Raw genomic sequence first — 16,812 nt, 5'->3', positions numbered from 1 at the left:
CGTCGCACCGCCCCTCCCACATGTGATCTCCATCTGTCTGGAGATCCAGGCAACCCACGAATTCTAAGCGGAGCAGTTATGGTTGATCGGCACGACTACGTGGCCCTCGAATGGGTCAAGGGCGACATTGCCGAAACCCTGAAACAGGCCCGTTCGGCGCTGGATGCGTTTGTCGAAACCCATGACGATGACGTGATCAGCCAATGCCTGGCCGGTATCCACCAGGTGCATGGTGCGCTGCAAATGGTCGAGTTCTATGGCGCAGCGCTGCTGGCCGAAGAGATCGAAGAACTGGCCCTTGCGCTAAAGGCCGGGCGGGTCAGTCAGCGCGATGAAAGCATCCGTCTTCTGCAACAGGCCCTCGGCCAACTGCCGCTGTACCTCGACCGCGTGCACAGCGCCCGCCGCGATCTGCCGTTGGTGGTGCTGCCGCTGCTCAACGACCTACGCAGCGCACGGGGTGAAAGCCTGCTCTCGGAAACCAGCCTGTTCAGCCCACAATTGCTGTCGATCGCGCCGCTGCCCGATGAAACCCTGACCCAGCGCGCGCCGCCTGAGCTGCATGAGCAACTGCGTCAATGGCACCAGTTGCTGCAACAGGCGTTGGCCGGGTTGCTGCGTGAAGACCACGGCCCAAGCAATCTGGAAGACATGGCGCGGGTGTTCGCACGCCTCGAAGCCCTCTGCCAGGGCGCGCCGTTGTTGCCGTTGTGGCAAGTGGCTTCGGCGCTGGTCGAGGGCATGCTCACAGGTGTGGTCGCCAACAGCCCGGCTTTGCGCAGCTTGCTCAAGGCCAGTGACAAACAACTCAAGCGCCTGCTCGCCCAGGGCATAGGCGGCATCAACCAATCTGCGCCGGATGAGTTGCTCAAGAGCCTGTTGTTCTACGTCGCTAAAGTCACCCGGCCAACGCCGCGCATGCAAAGCCTGAAAGAGCGCTACGGCCTGGATGAAGCCTTGCCCGACAGCACGGTGGTCGACGCCGAGCGCGCCCGCCTGGCCGGGCCGGACCGCAATGCCATGGGCTCAGTGCTCGGTGCGTTGTGCGAGGAACTGGTGCGGGTCAAGGAACGCCTCGACCTGTTCGTGCGCAGCGACCGCCAACACACCAGCGACCTTGATGCGCTGCTGGCGCCGCTGCGGCAGATCGCCGATACCTTGGCGGTGCTGGGGTTCGGTCAGCCGCGCAAAGTCATCATCGACCAGCTTGCGGTAGTACTGAGCCTGGCCCAAGGCCAACGCGAACCCAACGACGCCGTGCTGATGGATGTCGCTGGCGCGCTGCTCTACGTCGAAGCCACCTTGGCGGGAATGGCCGGCACCGTTGAGCCGGAAAGCCGCGAAGAAAGCCGCCTGCCCACTACCGACCTGACCCAGATTCACCAGTTGGTGATCCGTGAGTGCTGCCAGTGCCTGAAGCAGGCTAAAGAACTGGTGATCGACTGCATGGAAGCCGACTGGGACCGTCAGCGCCTGGAATCGCTGCCGGAGTTGCTGAGCCAGGTGCGTGGCGCGTTGGCGATGATTCCGCTGCCGCGTGCAGCGAGCCTGATGCGCGGCTGCACCGACTACGTCGATGAGCAGTTGATGGTCAACGAAGGCCCGCCGGCAGAGGCGCAACTGGAGCATTTTGCCGATGTGATCAGCAGCTTGGAGTACTACCTCGAACGCATGCTTCAGGACCCCGACGCTGCTGGCGAGCGGGTATTGGAACTGGCCACCCAAAGCCTGGCGACGCTGGGCTACCTGCCCGCCGAGAAACCCTGGCGCCAGGCGTTGGTCGCCCCCGATGGTGCGTTGTCGAGCGAGGTCACGCCCAGCCAGTCGCAGTTCGACGCACTGGCCAACCCTACCTCGCGCCTCAACCCGCCGGCCCTGCAACGCCCCGGTAGTCTGCTGCCGCCGCCAGCCGATGAAGCGCCTATCGACGATGAACTACGCGAAGTCTTCCTTGAAGAGACTGACGAAGTTCTCGAAGTGCTGCACCGCCACCTGCCCAACAGCGCGGACAAAACCGCCCAAGGCGAAATGCGCCGCGCTTTCCACACGTTGAAAGGCAGTGGCCGCATGGTGCGCGCCCTGGTCCTGGCCGAGTTGGCCTGGGCTGTTGAAAACCTGCTGAACCGTGTGCTGGAACGCAGTGTGGCCCTAGGCCCCGAGATCCAGCAGGTGCTGGATGACGCCGTGGCCCTGCTGCCGGAGTTGATCTCCGATTTTGCGACGGACGACCAACACCAACGCGACGAGGTCGACGCCTTGGCCGCTCGCGCCCACGCCTATGCCAGCGGCGGCGCCCTATCTGCTGGCGAACCCCACGACCCGATGCTGCTGGAAATTTTCCGCAACGAAGCCCAGAGCCATCTGGACAGCCTCAACCACTTCCTGCAACAGGCCGCCGAGCATGTGCCGCTGCAGGTCAGCGATGAGCTGCAACGCGCGCTGCACACTCTCAAGGGCAGTGCGTACATGGCCGGCGTGTTGCCGATTGCCGAGCTGGTGCGCCCACTGGATCACCTGACACGCGAATACAAGGCCCATCGTCTGCCGCTGGACCTGGACGAGGTGGAGTTACTGCTGGAAGCCGAAGCTCTGTTCCAGCGTGGCTTACGCCAACTGGATCGCGACCCTCTGGTGCCGATCAGGGGCGCGGCCGACTTGATTGGCCGCACCCAAGCCCTGCTTGACCATCAGTTGGCAACGCTGCTCGACGCGCCCAACACCGGCTTGCGCATCAAGCGTGACCCGCAACTGATCGCCAACTTCCTGGCCCAGGGCATGGATATCCTGCTCGACGCCGAAAGCCTGCTGCGTCGTTGGCAACAGCACCCTGGCGAGCGCCAGGAACTCACGGCGTTGCTGGATGAACTAACCACGCTGGGAGAAGGGGCACACATCGCCGACCTGCATCCTATCGACGAACTGTGCGAAGCCTTGCTCGACCTCTATGGCGCGGTGGAAGAGAGCAGTCTGGCCGTCAGCGAGCGGTTTTTCCGGGAGGCCGAACAGGCCCATGAAGCGCTGATCAACATGCTTGACCAACTGGCCGCCGGGCAGGAAATCAGCCTGGCCCCGGCACGGGTCGAGGCCCTGCGCGAATTGCTGGACGGAGCCCTGGACCCGTCCGCCACCGGCCTGATCAAAAGCGACGGTAACCGCGCCCTGAGCATCGCTGAACTCGGTGCCGCCACCGCGCAGTTGGAGCATGAAACGGCGATGGACGATGAGATCGTCGAGATCTTCCTCGAAGAAGCCGTGGACATTCTCGACAGCGCCGGGCAGTCCCTCAAGCGCTGGCTGCTGGAGCCCGAAAACGCTGCACCGTTGTCCTCGTTGCAGCGCGACCTGCACACCCTCAAGGGCGGCGCGCGCATGGCTGAAATCGGCCCGGTGGGCGATCTGGCCTATGAGTTGGAATGCTTTTACGAAGGCCTGGTTGACCGTCGCTACAGCTACAGCGCCGAGTTGTCTCAAGTGCTGATGGCCAGCCATGAACACCTGGCCTTGCAGCTGGAAGAACTGCACCACCACCAGCCCTTGAGCGACAGCGTCGAGCTGGTTGCCAAGCTTCGTGAGCTGCGACAGAGCAGTACGCCCGCGACCCAGGCGCCAGCGCCTGAAACGGCGGGCGCCGACCCGGAATTGCTGGATATCTTCCTCGAAGAAGCGGCCGACATTCTCGACAGCTCGGGCAGCGCGTTGCTGCGCTGGCAGGCCGAGCCGAACAATCGCCAGGAAGTCGAAACCCTGTTGCGCGACCTGCACACCCTCAAGGGCGGCGCGCGCATGGTCGAGATCGGGCCGATTGGTGACTTGGCCCATGAGCTTGAGTTTCTGTACGAAGGGCTGTCCGCCGGTTTGCTCGCGCCGTCGGCTGAGCTGTTCGCGCTGCTGCAAGGCTGCCATGACCGCCTGGCGCAGATGATCGACGCCGTGACGGATGGGATGCCGGTGGGCTCCGTGGACAAGCTCATCGAACGCATCAAAAGCCTGGTGCACCCCAGCGTAGAGCCAGTGGTGCCGGTGGCGTTGCCCGCAGGCAAGGCCGAAGCGGTCGCTGATCCTACCGCCGACATGGTGAAAATCTCCGCCGACCTGCTGGACGATCTGGTCAACCTGGCGGGTGAAACCTCGATCTTCCGTGGCCGCATCGAACAGCAGGTCAACGACGCGCGCATTGCGTTGAACGAGGTGGAAACCACCATTGAGCGAATGCGCGATCAACTGCGCCGCCTCGACACCGAAACCCAAGGTCGCATCCTCAGCCGCCAACAGGCCGAGGCCGAGCGCCTGGGCTACGAAGACTTCGATCCGTTGGAGATGGACCGCCATTCGCAGTTGCAGCAACTGTCCCGCGCGTTGTCCGAATCCGCCTCCGACCTGCTCGACCTGAAGGACACCCTCGACCGTCGCAACGAGGATGCGCACGACCTGTTGCAGCAACAGGCACGCATCAACACCGAGTTGCAGGAAGGCCTGATGCGCACGCGCATGGTGCCGTTCGAGCGTATGTTGCCGCGCCTCAAACGCATCGTGCGCCAGGTGGCGGGCGAGTTGGGCAAGGACGTGGAATTCATCGTCGGCAATGCCGAGGGTGAGATGGACCGCAACGTGCTTGAACGCATGGCGGCGCCCTTGGAGCACATGCTGCGCAACGCCGTCGACCATGGCCTGGAGTCCCGCGATGTGCGGCTGCTGGCCGGTAAGCCGGAAAAGGGCCGCATCACCCTGGACCTGACCCACGAAGGCGGCGATATCGTTTTCGACATGCGCGACGACGGCGCCGGCGTGCCCCTCGAAGCGGTGCGGCGCAAGGCTATCAAGCGCGGGTTGCTCGCCCCTCATCAAGAGATCAGCGACCGCGACGTGTTGCAGTTCATCTTGCAGCCGGGGTTTTCCACTGCGGAAAAGATCACGCAGATTTCCGGGCGTGGTGTGGGCATGGACGTGGTGCATGAAGAAGTGCGCCAGCTCGGCGGCTCGATGTTCATTGAGTCGACGCCGGGCGAGGGCGTGCATTTTCGGATTCGTCTGCCGTTCACCGTGTCGGTCAACCGCGCGCTGATGGTGCAATGCGCCGACGACCAATACGCAATCCCGCTCAACACCATCGAAGGGCTGGTGCGTGTGCTGCCCCATGAGCTGGCGGGGCACTACCTGCAAGATCCGCCGCGTTATGAATACGCAGGCCAGCGCTACGAACTGTTTTACCTCGGCGACCTGCTGCATACCGTGGCCCGTCCGAAACTGCTGGGCCAGTACCAGCCGGTGCCGGTGCTCTTGGTGCAGTGCAATGAGCGGCGTGTTGCGGTGCATGTGGATGCCATGGCCGGCACGCGGGAAATCGTGGTCAAGGGCCTGGGGCCGCAGTTCGCGGGGGTGCAAGGCTTGTCCGGCGCGACCATCCTCGGCGACGGCCGCGTGGTGCTGATTATCGACTTGCTGGCGCATATCCGCGCCCGCCAACCGGCCTTGCCGGCGCAGTCGGTGGATGCGCCACTGATCCTCAACGACCCGCTGAAAAAACGCCCCTTGCTGGTGCTGGTAGTGGACGACTCGGTTACCGTGCGCAAAGTCACCAGCCGGCTGCTGGAGCGCAACGGCATGAACGTGCTCACTGCCAAAGACGGCATCGACGCCCTGGCTGTGCTTGAAGAACACACCCCGGACTTGATGCTGCTCGACATCGAAATGCCGCGCATGGACGGCTTTGAAGTGGCCACGCAAGTGCGCAACGACCCGCGCTTGATGCGCCTGCCGATCATCATGATCACCTCCCGCACTGGCCAGAAACACCGCGACCGCGCCATGGCGATCGGCGTCAACGAATACCTCGGCAAGCCGTATCAAGAGTCGGTGCTGCTGGAAAGCATCGCCTATTGGAGCAAGTCCCATGCTTGACCACCGCACCAGCCAACTCACCGGCCTGCTGCTGCCCCTGGCCGACCGTCACCTGGTACTGCCCAACGTCGCCATCGCCGAGTTGATCGACTTCCAACGCGGCGAACCGGCCAGCGACGCACCGCCGTGGTATTTGCGGCAAGTGACGTGGCGGGATCGGCAGATTCCGTTGATTAGTTTCGAAGCCGTGTGCGGCGAGGCCAGCGTGACCGGCGAACGCTCGCGGATCGTGGTGTTGAATGCGCTGGGCGGGCGGACGACGTTGAAGTTTATTGCGCTGGTGATCCAGGGTATTCCGCGGTCGTACAAGCTCGATAGCGAGTTGAGCTATGTGGACGTGCCGCTGTGCCCGCTGGAACTGGCAGCGGTGCAGGTGGGGGAGCATGTGGCGAAGGTGCCGGATTTGATGGGGCTTGAGGCGCTGCTGGTGGAGTCCGGGTTGGCCTGAGTGGCGCATTCTCCATGAGAAATGAAAGGCCCCTGTGGTGAGGGCGCTTTCCCGTTCAGAGACGCTGCAGCAGATGAAAATCAGCAATCAGCATACCCGCGAGGTACACCATCAAAATCACCACGCCGGCGTCCAACAAACGCCAGACCTTTGCCGAACGAAATAGCCCCGTCAACCTTTGGCATCCCAACGCCAAAACCACAAACCATACCAGCGACGCGGTCATTGCTCCGCCGGCAAAGAACGCTTGTTGGCTGACGGGCTTTGCCGCACCAATAGAGCCAATTAGCACCACGGTATCCAGCCAAGCATACGGATTGGCAAATCCAAGTATCACCGCCGTGCGCAGTAATCCGCGCTGTGAGGTGAGGTTGCTTTGAGTATCTGGCATCGACTGGTTACGCACACAAGCCAATAACCGCTGCCAGCCAAACCACAACAGATAGGCCGCTCCCGACAGCAGCAGTAACGCCACCAAACCAGGCTTGCTGCCGAGCAACGAGCCCAAGCCCATGACCCCAAGAGCGATGAGGATGATATCGGCGAACACGCATACCGCCACCACACCCCAGACAGGGCTGCGACTGACACCCTGGCGAATAACCAGGGTGTCCTTCGGTCCAGGAGCGGCGAACAGTCCGATGCCCAGTAGAAGACCTTCGAGATAAAAGACGTTGAGGTCTGGAGTCATGAAGTGCTCGACCGCCTGGGTATCAGTTCAATTGAAGGGGTTGATTACCGAAACCGGTATGGCGCGCGTTGGCGGCGCTTTTCAAGTCGATCGGCTGGTGGCGGAAAAAGCCTCTCAGTTCCTGCTCTGCATCAGGGTTGACGAAGTAAATGAGAGAGCTGCGTGGCATTGGTCTCCGAGGAGTCAGAACCGCGTGGTATGCAGCGGGAATTGCATAGTCTGAGAGGTCAGTCAGTAACGATCCGGCCAAGATTGCAACCTCGTTCTCCAAGAGGCGTACCGGCTCCAGCGAGCTGCCTCGAACCAGGACGAGGCCATCACGAGTCGGCTTGATAAATGACAACAGATGACCATCCTCATGAGGGTCCTGAGCAAACTGGCGCTGATCCGACCCGGAATTAGCTCCATAGACACACAGTTGCAGATAGGACGTTGCACGCAAAGAGTTCAACGAAGTGGCTCCAAACTCCGCGCAAATTCCGTCCATCAATTCCTGGGCAAGCTCGCTGATCTGTTGTTCAAAAGCATTAACGGCGGCAAAAAATTCACTTCGTGTGAATTCAAACGCTCTTCGTTTTGATGAATGCGCAGGCCAGTAACAAAATCGCTCACACAGGTCTGGCTGATCCTCAAGGCTCGAGTACTCAGCGCCAAAGGGGAAAAATCCATCGGTGTCTTTCGCGAAGGAAAACGAGGCCTTGGTGGCTGGCGATATTGCGGAGTATCCCTCAACGATTTTTTTGTAATCCAGCAGCATCGCTTCTGATATTTGCAGGGTGCCAAAGCCTGTTTGAGCAACGGATTTACAGCACGCTTTGATGTGGTTCATGGCTATATCCAAAGGTAGATGTAAAGGAATGCAACAAACACTGGGTTCGCAAGCAGGCGAGAAACTACGACACTGGATATGACTGACTAAAAGGGCCCCATCCATGTCCTTCACAACTTCGCCAGCAGGCGGCGAGTGTGCATGGTTCAAGACACGTGGCGGCGGACAGGTTGTCTTTTTTGGCGGACAAAGAAATGACGTTCACCTAAAAATGGGAACCGCAAACTTCGTATGAATATAAGAACGCGAGATACCCTCAGGTCGCTGGTTGCACGGCGCAGCCGAGAGTTGGGCAAGCCCCTGACTGCGCTGGCCAAGGAGGCGGGAATTTCCAGAACCTACCTGTACGGTCTATCGGCTGGAGCTTCCAGGGACCCGTCGGTGCGCACGCTGATCAAGCTGGCGAAGGCATTGCAGGTTTCTCCCTTGCTGCTGTTTCGCTACTTCGCTGACCTGACAGGTGCGCCCGGTAATGCGTGCTCAATGGCTACCACCAATCGGGCTGCAGGTATTGATGATCCGGAGGACGTTGCGGTGTTCAATGCCGATGTCACGACGCCTGATCAAACCGTCGTGTTGCCAGGGGAAGTTTTTCAGAAAACCTGGGAGATTCAGAACCTGGGCACACGACCCTGGCGCGGGCGACGACTGGTGCGTGTTGATGGGGAATACGTTATTGCCCGCCGCGCAGATCCACAAGGCCAGTTGGAGGTAGTGATGGATATTCATCTACGCAGCCTGCACAGCGAGCTCCCGATTGCCGATACGCTGCCGGGCCAGCCGGTGCATATCAGTGTGGAATTTGCAGCACCCAGGGAGACTTGTACGGTGGCTTCAGTCTGGAGAATCGAGGATGAGCAGGGGAAACCTTGTTACGGGCCTGCGTTCATTTTGCATGTGGTGGTTAACGTCATGGCACGTTGAGCGTCCGGTCGGATTTTTCCTTAATCAATCCGCGCAAACGGCTCAAGCATCGGCTGCTCCCGATGCTCGGCCTGCCACAAGTCGTAGGCGCTTTGCATCGATAACCATAACTGCGCAGTACTTACGCCGACTCGCTCCAACCGGACGGCAAGGTCCGGGCTTACGGGGGCGTGGCCATGCAAGATCCTTGAAAAAGTATCGCGGGCGAAGCCAAGGCGCCTGGCCATTTCGGTGATAGCAATACCGAGGGCCGGGACTACATCCTCAAGCAGAATTTCGCCTGGGTGAGGTGGGTTATGCATACGCAGATTGGGTTTAGAGTTCGGATTCACGATGGTCGCCCGTGGTGGGCTTGGACGAAAAAAGGCTAGAGAGACAGGTTCCGAGCAACAACCTGAACATCTTGTAGGAATGGAGTGCGGTTATTGTCGGCGAGTTCTGCATTTGGATTTATCGGGTTTCCAGGCCTGAGCGCGGTGGCTAAGTTCTACGCTCCTCACTGCCACCAAGGCCCCGAAAATGATCGTACCGTTAATGCCGCCTGGTGTTTCAATACTTGAAAACATGGCGACAGCCAAGTGCAAGGGCACTCATCTCAAGCCCGGTTCGGCATTCGCCTATTCGTGGTTTTATTCCCAGGTTCGTGCAGCCGGTCCATGGAACTACAAGAAGCGAGGGCGTCAGTACGAAGCTTTTGGTAATTTCAATTATGGTGCTACAGGTACGGTACTCGGCATTCCCGAGCATGTTCTGTTGCGGGCAGCCGGCGTCGCTCAAACATTCGCAAAAACCACCAAGCCGGAGTTTGGATCATGGTGGGGCGGTGACCCTTTTGGCGATGATCCCCGAGATCAATATTGGATAAAGAGGGGGATTGAGTATGCAATTTCTCAGGGCTACTAAGGGGCTCTTGCCGGTCCTGCGTAACTGTCTTCTGGTGGCCTGCCTGATATACATCGGGGGCAATTGGATCATGTCATCCGGTACGCCTGACCTGGACGAAGTGGTTTTGAAGCACTCCTTGGGCAATGGCAGCTCAATTTATGGTGCGCGTGACGGGCAGGGCGGCGCGACGGTGGGCTTTTCCTACAGGTACTACGTGCATAAGGACCTGCGTAATGATCACGAAATACTCACGTCACTGGTCTCGGCACATCCATTTCTAAAAACCAAAGAGCCTGATGTGCAAGTGAACCAGGTGGATGGAGTCATCCACCTCATTGTCCGTGGGGAGGTTTATGAGTACCGCAGCTACCCGCTTGAAGCTTTGGGGGCTGTGAGCATCGACATGAGGTTGTAGGCCTGCTGGCTTCGGATTTTTCCTGCACGATTTTGGGCCGTGCATGAACTTGTCGCGTGCAGTCCGCGCGCCTAGTCTTCGGCGCACCAACGCCCATAGCCATTCAACGGGTGTTTTTTATGCCTGCTGTATTTGTTATGGCGGCTGTGCGTGGGAGATCCTTCGGGGTCTGCCGGGGTCCGATATGCCCGGTCTTGCACACCGGCGCACCGCTGCCACCTTAATTCGCGTGCAAGCGAAAGAGCGCAGCCTCCATCACATATCGGCGTTGTAAATCATGGTCAAACCTACCCCCAATCCTCCCGCAAACCTCTTCACCGTAAACCCCCACCAAAACACCGAAACCCTGCTGGTCAACGCCAGCGAATCCCTGTCCTCCCTCAACGCACTCACCTGCAACCTGGCCTTCGACCTGGACACTTCCCAGCGCGCCATCTTGCTCGGGATCCAGCAAATGGCCGAGTTGGGGCAGTTGTTGGTGGATCGGGCGCTGGAGCAGGTCAGCCCTTCGCTGGAAAAGGTGCCAAGCAGGGACTGATCAGTCCCTTTTTGGGACCGCACTCTCACAGACACCAGTGAGCAAATGTGGGAGGGGGCTTGCCCCCGATGGCTGAGGGTCAGTTGAAACATCACTTAGCTGACCCACCGCCATCGGGAGCAAGCCCCCTCCCACATGTTGATCTTCTTTGGGCTCAGGTCAGTGTTTGCAGGTGTTCCATTACTCTAACCGTAACGATCCATCGCTAAGCTTGATTGATGGCTCCCGGATTCACTCCTAAGGTAAGCCTCACGACAGCTAACCTCGTGGAGCGACCATGACAACAACAATAACCCCCGCCTCGCGCTGGACGCGGCGGCGCGACGAGAAGCAGCGGCGGCTCGGGCTGGTCAAAAAGTACGCAGACGGCGCGGTGCTGCCCAGCGACAAGATTGTCGAGGCGCTTGAGGCGCTGATCCTCCCCGGCGACCGCGTGGTGCTGGAAGGCAACAACCAGAAGCAAGCCGACTTCCTCTCGCGCTCTTTGGCCAAGGCCGACCCGGCCAAGCTTCACGATTTGCACATGATCATGCCCAGTGTCGGGCGGTCCGAGCACCTGGACCTGTTTGAAAAGGGCATCGCCCGCAAGCTGGATTTCTCCTTCGCCGGCACCCAATCCCTGCGCATCAGCCAGTTGCTGGAAGACGGCCTGCTGGAAATCGGCGCGATCCACACCTACATCGAACTCTATGCACGGCTGGTGGTGGACCTGATCCCCAACGTGGTGCTCTCCGCCGGTTTCATGGCCGACCGTGCCGGCAATATCTACACCGGCGCCAGCACCGAAGACACTCCGGCGCTGATCGAACCCGCCGCGTTCAGCGATGGCATCGTGATCGTGCAGGTCAACCAGTTGGTGGATGACGTCACCGATTTGCCTCGCGTCGACATCCCCGCCAGTTGGGTGGATTTTGTGGTGGTGGCCGACAAGCCGTTCTACATCGAGCCGCTGTTCACCCGCGACCCGCGCCATATCAAACCGGTGCATGTGTTGATGGCGATGATGGCGATCCGTGGCATCTACGAAAAACACAATGTGCAATCGCTCAACCACGGCATCGGTTTCAACACCGCCGCCATCGAATTGATCCTGCCCACCTACGGCGAATCCCTGGGACTTAAGGGCAAGATCTGCCGCAACTGGACCCTCAACCCGCACCCCACGCTGATCCCCGCCATCGAAAGCGGTTGGGTGGAAAGCGTGCATTGCTTCGGCACCGAACTGGGCATGGAAAACTACATCGCCGCCCGCCCGGATGTGTTCTTCACCGGCCGCGACGGCTCGATGCGCTCCAACCGCATGTTCTGCCAATTGGCCGGCCAGTACGCAGTTGACCTGTTTATCGGCGCCACCCTGCAAGTCGACGGCGACGGCCATTCCAGCACCGTGACCCGTGGCCGCCTCGCCGGTTTCGGAGGGGCGCCGAACATGGGCCATGACCCGCGCGGTCGCCGCCATGGCACGCCGGCGTGGTTGGATATGCGTCACGACGATGCGCCGGTTGCGCTGCTGGAGCGCGGCAAAAAGCTCGTGGTGCAGATGGTCGAGACCTTTCAGGAAGGCGGCAAACCCACCTTCGTCGACACCCTCGACGCCGTGGAAGTGGCACGCAAAAGCGGCATGCCCCTGGCGCCGATCATGATTTACGGTGACGACGTCACCCACCTGCTCACCGAAGAAGGCATCGCCTACCTGTACAAGGCGCGCTCACTGGAAGAACGCCAGGCGATGATCGCCGCCGTCGCCGGGGTGACCGCCATCGGCATGCGCCATAACCCGAAGGACACCGCACGCATGCGTCGCGAAGGCCTGATCGCCTTGCCCGAAGACTTGGGCATCCGCCGCACCGACGCCACCCGCGAGTTGTTGGCCGCCAAGAGCGTGGCCGACCTGGTGGAGTGGTCCGGTGGCCTGTACAACCCGCCCGCCAAATTCAGGAGCTGGTAAATGCGTGCTCTCAAACTGCATGAACTCAGTCTTGCGGATCGCCTGGCGGATATGGCCGTCGATGCGCTGATCGATGAAGCCGACCTGTCGCCTAAACCCGCCCTGGTGGACCGTCGCGGCAACGGCGCCCACAGTGATTTGCACTTGGGGCTGATGCACGCTTCGGCGCTGTCGTTATGGCCGATGTTCAAGGAAATGGCCGAAGCGGCGATTGAAATCGGTGAGGTCGGCTTGCCTCTGCGCGAAGCCCTCGGCCGTATCGGTCGCGAAGGTGAACAAGCCATGCTCGCCACCACCCACGGCGTCAATACCCATCGCGGTGCGATCTGGGCCCTCGGCCTGCTGACCGCAGCGGCCGCGCTGGAACCCCGCGCCATAGCGCTGAATGCCGCCAGACTCGCCTTGCTTAACGACCGCTACGCGCCGCAAACCCAGAGCCACGGCGCCCAGGTCGCGCAACGCTACGGCGCGCGCGGTGCCCGTGAAGAAGCGCAGCTTGGCTTCCCCTCGGTGATGCAGCGCGGCCTGCCGCAACTGCACAAAAGTCGCCGCCAAAACGCCGGCGAACAGAACGCACGCCTGGACGCCTTGCTCGCGATCATGACCGACCTGGCCGACACCTGCGTGCTCTATCGCGCCGGCCTGGAAGGCCTGCATGCCATGCAGCGCGGCGCTCAGGCCGTGCTCGATGCTGGCGGCAGCGCTAGCCTCGCCGGGCGCCGCCAACTGCATGAGCTGGACCACCAACTGCTGGCCCTGAATGCCTCCCCCGGTGGCGCCGCCGACCTGTTGGCCGCCTGCCTGTTTATCGACCGCCTCGACGGAGCGTTGTGATGGAAACCTTATCCTTTGAATTCCCCGCCGGGCAGCCGCCAAAAGGCCGTGCACTGGTGGGTTGCGTCGGCTCGGGCGACCTGGAAGTGCTGCTGGAACCGGGTACGGCCGGCACGTTGACCATTCAGGTACAGACCTCGGTGAATGGCGCCGAACAACGCTGGCAGCACCTGTTCGAACGCATCTTCCAAGAACAGACACCACCCGCCCTGAACATTGATATCCACGACTTCGGCGCCACCCCCGGCGTGGTGCGTTTGCGCCTGGAGCAGGGTTTCGAGGAGATCGGCCATGACTGACTTGCTCGCTAAACACAGCTTCGTGGAACTGGGTGCGCGGCAGCGGGCCAAGGCCTTGTTGGATGCCGGCACCTTTCGCGAACTGATCGACCCGTTCCAGCGGGTCATGTCGCCCTGGCTCAGCCGCCAAGGTGTGGTGCCCCAGGCCGATGACGGGGTGGTGATCGCCAAGGGCAGCATCGGCGACTTGCCTGTGGTGATTGCAGCCATTGAGGGCAACTTCCAGGGCGGCAGCCTCGGTGAAGTGGGCGGCGCGAAAATCGCTGGCGCCCTGGAGTTGGCAGCGGAGGACAACCGCAAGGGCATCCCGACCCGCGCGGTGCTGCTCCTGGAAACCGGCGGCGTGCGCTTGCAGGAAGCCAACCTCGGCCTGGCCGCAATTGCCGATATACACGCGGCGATTGTCGACCTGCGCCAGTACCAGCCGGTGATCGGCGTGGTGGCGGGCAGCGTTGGCTGTTTCGGCGGCATGTCCATCGCGGCCGGGCTGTGCAGCTACCTCGTCGTGACCCGCGAAGCGCGCCTGGGCCTCAATGGCCCGCAGGTGATCGAACAGGAAGCCGGGTTGGAAGAATACGACTCCCGCGACCGTCCCTTTATCTGGAGCCTCACGGGTGGCGAGCAGCGCTTTAACAGTGGCCTGGCCGACCGTTACGTGGCCGACGATGTGGCGCAGATCCAACAGACGGTCAGCGCGTTGCTGCAGCAAGGCGTGCCCGCCCAACAACGCAGTCGCCAGGCTGATTATTACCTCACGCGCTTGGCCGAGTTGGACGCCGTACCGCAAATCGACCCGGCGACGGTGCGCGAGCTGTATCAAGGAGAACGCTCATGAGAGGTTTGCAGTGGTTCAACGCATTGAGCGCCGGCGCTCCACCTGTAGACGGTTTGCCCGCGTCGCTGAGGGTTGCCGACGGTGTATTGGGTGAGCAAAAGGTGCGCTTTGTCGCCGTGGTGACTGACGCGCAAAACCGCTTCCCTCGGGCGCGCAATGGCGAAGTCGGCCTGCTCGAAGGCTGGGGCCTGGCCAAGGCCGTCGATAAAGCCATCGCCCGCGGCGACAAGCGCCCGATCATCGCCATCGTCGATGTACCCAGCCAAGCCTACGGCCGTCGCGAAGAAGCCCTCGGCATCCATCAGGCGCTGGCCGCTGCCGCGGACAGCTATGCCCGCGCTCGCCTCGCCGGCCACCCGGTGATTGCGCTGCTGGTGGGCAAGGCCATGTCCGGTGCGTTCCTGGCCCACGGTTACCAAGCCAACCGCCTGATCGCCTTGCGCGATCCTGGTGTGATGGTGCACGCCATGGGCAAGGCCTCGGCTGCGCGGGTGACCCTGCGCAGTGTCGAAGAGCTGGAAGCCCTGGCCGCCAGCGTGCCGCCCATGGCCTATGACATCGACAGCTATGCCAGCCTCGGATTGCTGTGGGAGACCTTGTCGGTGAGCCAGATTGAACAACCGACAGCGGACGATGTGGTGCGGGTCAGTGAATGTCTGGTGAGTGCAATCAAGGACATTGGCACACCCGATTTGAGCGGACGCCTCGGCGCCACTAATCGCACCGCTTCCAGCCACGTGCGCGAGTTGTTGCGGGAGCAATGGTGAACGCGCACGACCTGCTCTGGGGCATGAGCCCGGCGCATCTGCCCATCGACGCACCGACCTGGGCGGTGGACGCGATCAGCGCCGGTCACCCGGTAGTGGTGCGTCGCGCGCTCGCCGAGCCGGGCCAGGTGGCGGTCGGCGTGCGTGGACGTTTGCGCGAACAGCGTTTTGCCGCCGTGATGCCGATTGCAGCGGTGCGTCGGCGTGTGGTGCCGGAGGCGTTGCGCGCCGTGATCTCGACGCGGGATTTACCTGCGTTGCAGGCATTGCAGCAGTTGCGCCCGGTGCTGGCCCAGACAAGCTGGGGCGTCAGCGGCAGTGCGGGTTTTGAATTGGCGACCGGCATTGAGGCGCTGCATGCTGAGAGTGATCTGGATTTGATCCTGCGCGCGCCTGAGCCGCTGGATCGCAATGACGCGCGGGCTCTTCTGGAACTACTGGATGAGGCGGTGTGCAGCGTAGACCTGCAATTGCAAACCCCGTTCGGCGCCGTCGCTTTGCGCGAGTGGGCCGGGCCATCCCGCCGCGTATTACTCAAAACCACCAGCGGTGCGCACCTTGTAATCGACCCCTGGCAGGTTGTGGCATGAGCAGCCTGCTGGTGTTTCCGGGGCAGGGTGCTCAGCGCATGGGCATGCTCCAGGCGCTGCCTGCCGACATCCTGGCCGAAGCCAGCGATGCCCTGGGCGAAGACGTGCGCCTGCTCGATTCCGCGCAAGCCCTGGCCAGTACCCGCGCCGTGCAACTGTGTCTGTTGATTGCCGGCGTTGCCCACGCCCGTCTGTTGGATCGCACCCCGGATTACGTGGCGGGCCTGTCCATCGGTGCCTATCCGGCTGCGGTCATCGCTGGTGCGCTGGATTTTCCCGATGCGGTAAAGCTTGTGAGCCTGCGCGGCCAACTGATGCAAAGCGCTTATCCACACGGCTACGGCATGACCGCGATCATCGGCGTGGAGTTATCCACCGTCGAAAACATCCTCGCCGACATCCACAGCCCCGAAACCCCGGTATACCTGGCCAATATCAACGCCGATAACCAGAGCGTGATCGCCGGCAGCGACGAGGCCATGAAGCGTGTTGCCGCGCGCATCAAGGGCAATGGCATCACCAAGTGCCTGGCCGTCAGTGTGCCGTCCCATTGCGCGCTGCTGGAGCAACCGGCCGAGGCCCTGGCACAGGCGTTTGTCCCGCTCAAGGCGCCGCGCATCACCTACCTGAGCAGCACCCGCGCGCGGCCGATCCACAATCCCGAACACCTTTGCGACGACCTGGCCTTCAACATGTGCCGCGTTGTCGACTGGCGCGGCACCGTGCAAAGCGCCTACGAGCGCGGCGTGCGCCTGCAAATCGAACTGCCCCCGGGCGCCGTGCTTACCGGCCTGTCACGCCGCGTGTTCGAACAAGGCACGGTGATCGCCTGTGAAGGCGCACGCCTGGATACCTTGCAGGCCCTGCTGGAAGAGGAGGAGCGCCGCCACCGATAAAGCACTACCCAAGGC

Annotated in this window: 16 protein-coding genes; 13 read left to right on the top strand and 3 right to left on the bottom strand. The window is 61.6% G+C overall.

Going from position 1 to position 16,812, the window contains the following annotated elements; translation table 11 throughout:
* The first annotated feature begins 78 nt into the window (after window positions 1-78).
* Both BW43_RS26045 and BW43_RS26050 read left to right on the top strand, forming a co-directional pair.
* Window positions 79-5,898: an Hpt domain-containing protein gene (locus BW43_RS26045; RefSeq protein WP_032884119.1), complete on the top strand. Its 5,820-nt coding sequence runs from the start codon at window positions 79-81 to the stop codon at window positions 5,896-5,898.
* Window positions 5,891-6,346, top strand: coding sequence for a chemotaxis protein CheW (locus tag BW43_RS26050; RefSeq protein WP_032884118.1), 456 nt, complete (start codon window positions 5,891-5,893; stop codon window positions 6,344-6,346). The genes BW43_RS26045 and BW43_RS26050 overlap by 8 nt, the downstream gene beginning before the upstream one ends.
* A 55-nt stretch (window positions 6,347-6,401) precedes the next feature.
* On the opposite strand, the gene BW43_RS26055 is transcribed toward BW43_RS26050, so the two are convergent.
* Both BW43_RS26055 and BW43_RS26060 read right to left on the bottom strand, forming a co-directional pair.
* Window positions 6,402-7,037, bottom strand: coding sequence for a LysE/ArgO family amino acid transporter (locus tag BW43_RS26055; protein WP_032884116.1), 636 nt, complete (start codon window positions 7,035-7,037; stop codon window positions 6,402-6,404).
* A gap of 22 nt (window positions 7,038-7,059) precedes the next feature.
* On the bottom strand, window positions 7,060-7,866 hold the full coding sequence (locus BW43_RS26060; RefSeq protein ID WP_032884115.1) for a 2OG-Fe(II) oxygenase family protein: 807 nt from the start codon (window positions 7,864-7,866) through the stop codon (window positions 7,060-7,062).
* A 231-nt stretch (window positions 7,867-8,097) separates the two neighbouring features.
* Between BW43_RS26060 and BW43_RS26065 the strand changes: the two genes are divergently transcribed.
* Entirely contained in the window at window positions 8,098-8,790 is a 693-nt protein-coding gene (locus BW43_RS26065) for an NBR1-Ig-like domain-containing protein (protein WP_032884114.1), read from the top strand.
* 20 nt (window positions 8,791-8,810) lie between these two features.
* Here BW43_RS26065 and BW43_RS0127180 read toward each other — a convergent pair whose 3' ends face one another.
* A complete protein-coding gene (locus tag BW43_RS0127180) occupies window positions 8,811-9,098 on the bottom strand; it encodes a HigA family addiction module antitoxin (protein ID WP_032884516.1) in 288 nt (95 codons plus the stop codon).
* 211 nt (window positions 9,099-9,309) lie between these two features.
* On the opposite strand from BW43_RS0127180, the gene BW43_RS28035 reads away from it, so the two are divergent.
* The 10 genes from BW43_RS28035 (at window position 9,310) to mdcH (ending at window position 16,797) form a co-directional block, all read left to right on the top strand.
* Window positions 9,310-9,693, top strand: a complete 384-nt coding sequence (locus BW43_RS28035) for a polymorphic toxin type 44 domain-containing protein (RefSeq protein WP_233896912.1) — start codon at window positions 9,310-9,312, stop codon at window positions 9,691-9,693.
* Window positions 9,671-10,090 carry a hypothetical protein gene (locus tag BW43_RS26070; RefSeq protein ID WP_032884113.1) on the top strand — a complete coding sequence of 140 codons (420 nt, stop codon included), beginning with the start codon at window positions 9,671-9,673 and terminating at the stop codon, window positions 10,088-10,090. The genes BW43_RS28035 and BW43_RS26070 overlap by 23 nt, the downstream gene beginning before the upstream one ends.
* A 277-nt stretch (window positions 10,091-10,367) precedes the next feature.
* Entirely contained in the window at window positions 10,368-10,628 is a 261-nt protein-coding gene (locus BW43_RS26075; RefSeq protein WP_032884112.1) for a DUF6124 family protein, read from the top strand.
* 277 nt (window positions 10,629-10,905) lie between these two features.
* Entirely contained in the window at window positions 10,906-12,576 is a 1,671-nt protein-coding gene (gene mdcA, locus BW43_RS26080; RefSeq protein WP_032884111.1) for a malonate decarboxylase subunit alpha, read from the top strand.
* Window positions 12,577-13,410 carry a triphosphoribosyl-dephospho-CoA synthase gene (locus BW43_RS26085; RefSeq protein WP_032884110.1) on the top strand — a complete coding sequence of 278 codons (834 nt, stop codon included), beginning with the start codon at window positions 12,577-12,579 and terminating at the stop codon, window positions 13,408-13,410.
* Window positions 13,410-13,709, top strand: coding sequence for a malonate decarboxylase subunit delta (locus BW43_RS26090; RefSeq protein ID WP_032884109.1), 300 nt, complete (start codon window positions 13,410-13,412; stop codon window positions 13,707-13,709). The genes BW43_RS26085 and BW43_RS26090 overlap by 1 nt, the downstream gene beginning before the upstream one ends.
* Window positions 13,702-14,544 carry a biotin-independent malonate decarboxylase subunit beta gene (locus BW43_RS26095; RefSeq protein WP_032884108.1) on the top strand — a complete coding sequence of 281 codons (843 nt, stop codon included), beginning with the start codon at window positions 13,702-13,704 and terminating at the stop codon, window positions 14,542-14,544. Before BW43_RS26090 ends, BW43_RS26095 begins: the two co-directional genes overlap by 8 nt.
* Window positions 14,541-15,311: a biotin-independent malonate decarboxylase subunit gamma gene (gene mdcE, locus BW43_RS26100; RefSeq protein ID WP_032884107.1), complete on the top strand. Its 771-nt coding sequence runs from the start codon at window positions 14,541-14,543 to the stop codon at window positions 15,309-15,311. Before BW43_RS26095 ends, mdcE begins: the two co-directional genes overlap by 4 nt.
* Complete coding sequence (locus BW43_RS26105; protein ID WP_032884106.1) at window positions 15,305-15,901, top strand: malonate decarboxylase holo-ACP synthase; 597 nt, start codon at window positions 15,305-15,307, stop codon at window positions 15,899-15,901. Before mdcE ends, BW43_RS26105 begins: the two co-directional genes overlap by 7 nt.
* Window positions 15,898-16,797 carry a malonate decarboxylase subunit epsilon gene (mdcH, locus tag BW43_RS26110; protein ID WP_032884105.1) on the top strand — a complete coding sequence of 300 codons (900 nt, stop codon included), beginning with the start codon at window positions 15,898-15,900 and terminating at the stop codon, window positions 16,795-16,797. Before BW43_RS26105 ends, mdcH begins: the two co-directional genes overlap by 4 nt.
* Window positions 16,798-16,812 lie beyond the last annotated feature (15 nt).

Source organism: Pseudomonas sp. RIT357 (assembly GCF_000632245.1).
Lineage (GTDB): Bacteria > Pseudomonadota > Gammaproteobacteria > Pseudomonadales > Pseudomonadaceae > Aquipseudomonas > Aquipseudomonas sivasensis.
The sequence above is the reverse complement of the archived record's forward strand: the minus strand, read 5'-3'. Positions and strand labels throughout refer to the sequence as shown.

Bases quoted from the DNA above. Each gene is read 5' to 3' on its own strand.
- BW43_RS26095 (WP_032884108.1), top strand. From the start codon at position 13,702: ATGACTGACTTGCTCGCTAAACACAGCTTCGTGGAACTGGGTGCGCGG.
- BW43_RS26065 (WP_032884114.1), top strand. From the start codon at position 8,098: ATGAATATAAGAACGCGAGATACCCTCAGGTCGCTGGTTGCACGGCGC.
- BW43_RS26090 (WP_032884109.1), top strand. From the start codon at position 13,410: ATGGAAACCTTATCCTTTGAATTCCCCGCCGGGCAGCCGCCAAAAGGC.
- BW43_RS26055 (WP_032884116.1), bottom strand. From the start codon at position 7,037: ATGACTCCAGACCTCAACGTCTTTTATCTCGAAGGTCTTCTACTGGGC.
- BW43_RS26050 (WP_032884118.1), top strand. From the start codon at position 5,891: ATGCTTGACCACCGCACCAGCCAACTCACCGGCCTGCTGCTGCCCCTG.
- BW43_RS28035 (WP_233896912.1), top strand. From the start codon at position 9,310: ATGATCGTACCGTTAATGCCGCCTGGTGTTTCAATACTTGAAAACATG.
- mdcH (WP_032884105.1), top strand. From the start codon at position 15,898: ATGAGCAGCCTGCTGGTGTTTCCGGGGCAGGGTGCTCAGCGCATGGGC.
- BW43_RS26085 (WP_032884110.1), top strand. From the start codon at position 12,577: ATGCGTGCTCTCAAACTGCATGAACTCAGTCTTGCGGATCGCCTGGCG.
- BW43_RS26070 (WP_032884113.1), top strand. From the start codon at position 9,671: ATGCAATTTCTCAGGGCTACTAAGGGGCTCTTGCCGGTCCTGCGTAAC.
- mdcE (WP_032884107.1), top strand. From the start codon at position 14,541: ATGAGAGGTTTGCAGTGGTTCAACGCATTGAGCGCCGGCGCTCCACCT.
- BW43_RS26105 (WP_032884106.1), top strand. From the start codon at position 15,305: ATGGTGAACGCGCACGACCTGCTCTGGGGCATGAGCCCGGCGCATCTG.
- BW43_RS26045 (WP_032884119.1), top strand. From the start codon at position 79: ATGGTTGATCGGCACGACTACGTGGCCCTCGAATGGGTCAAGGGCGAC.
- BW43_RS26060 (WP_032884115.1), bottom strand. From the start codon at position 7,866: ATGAACCACATCAAAGCGTGCTGTAAATCCGTTGCTCAAACAGGCTTT.
- BW43_RS26075 (WP_032884112.1), top strand. From the start codon at position 10,368: ATGGTCAAACCTACCCCCAATCCTCCCGCAAACCTCTTCACCGTAAAC.
- mdcA (WP_032884111.1), top strand. From the start codon at position 10,906: ATGACAACAACAATAACCCCCGCCTCGCGCTGGACGCGGCGGCGCGAC.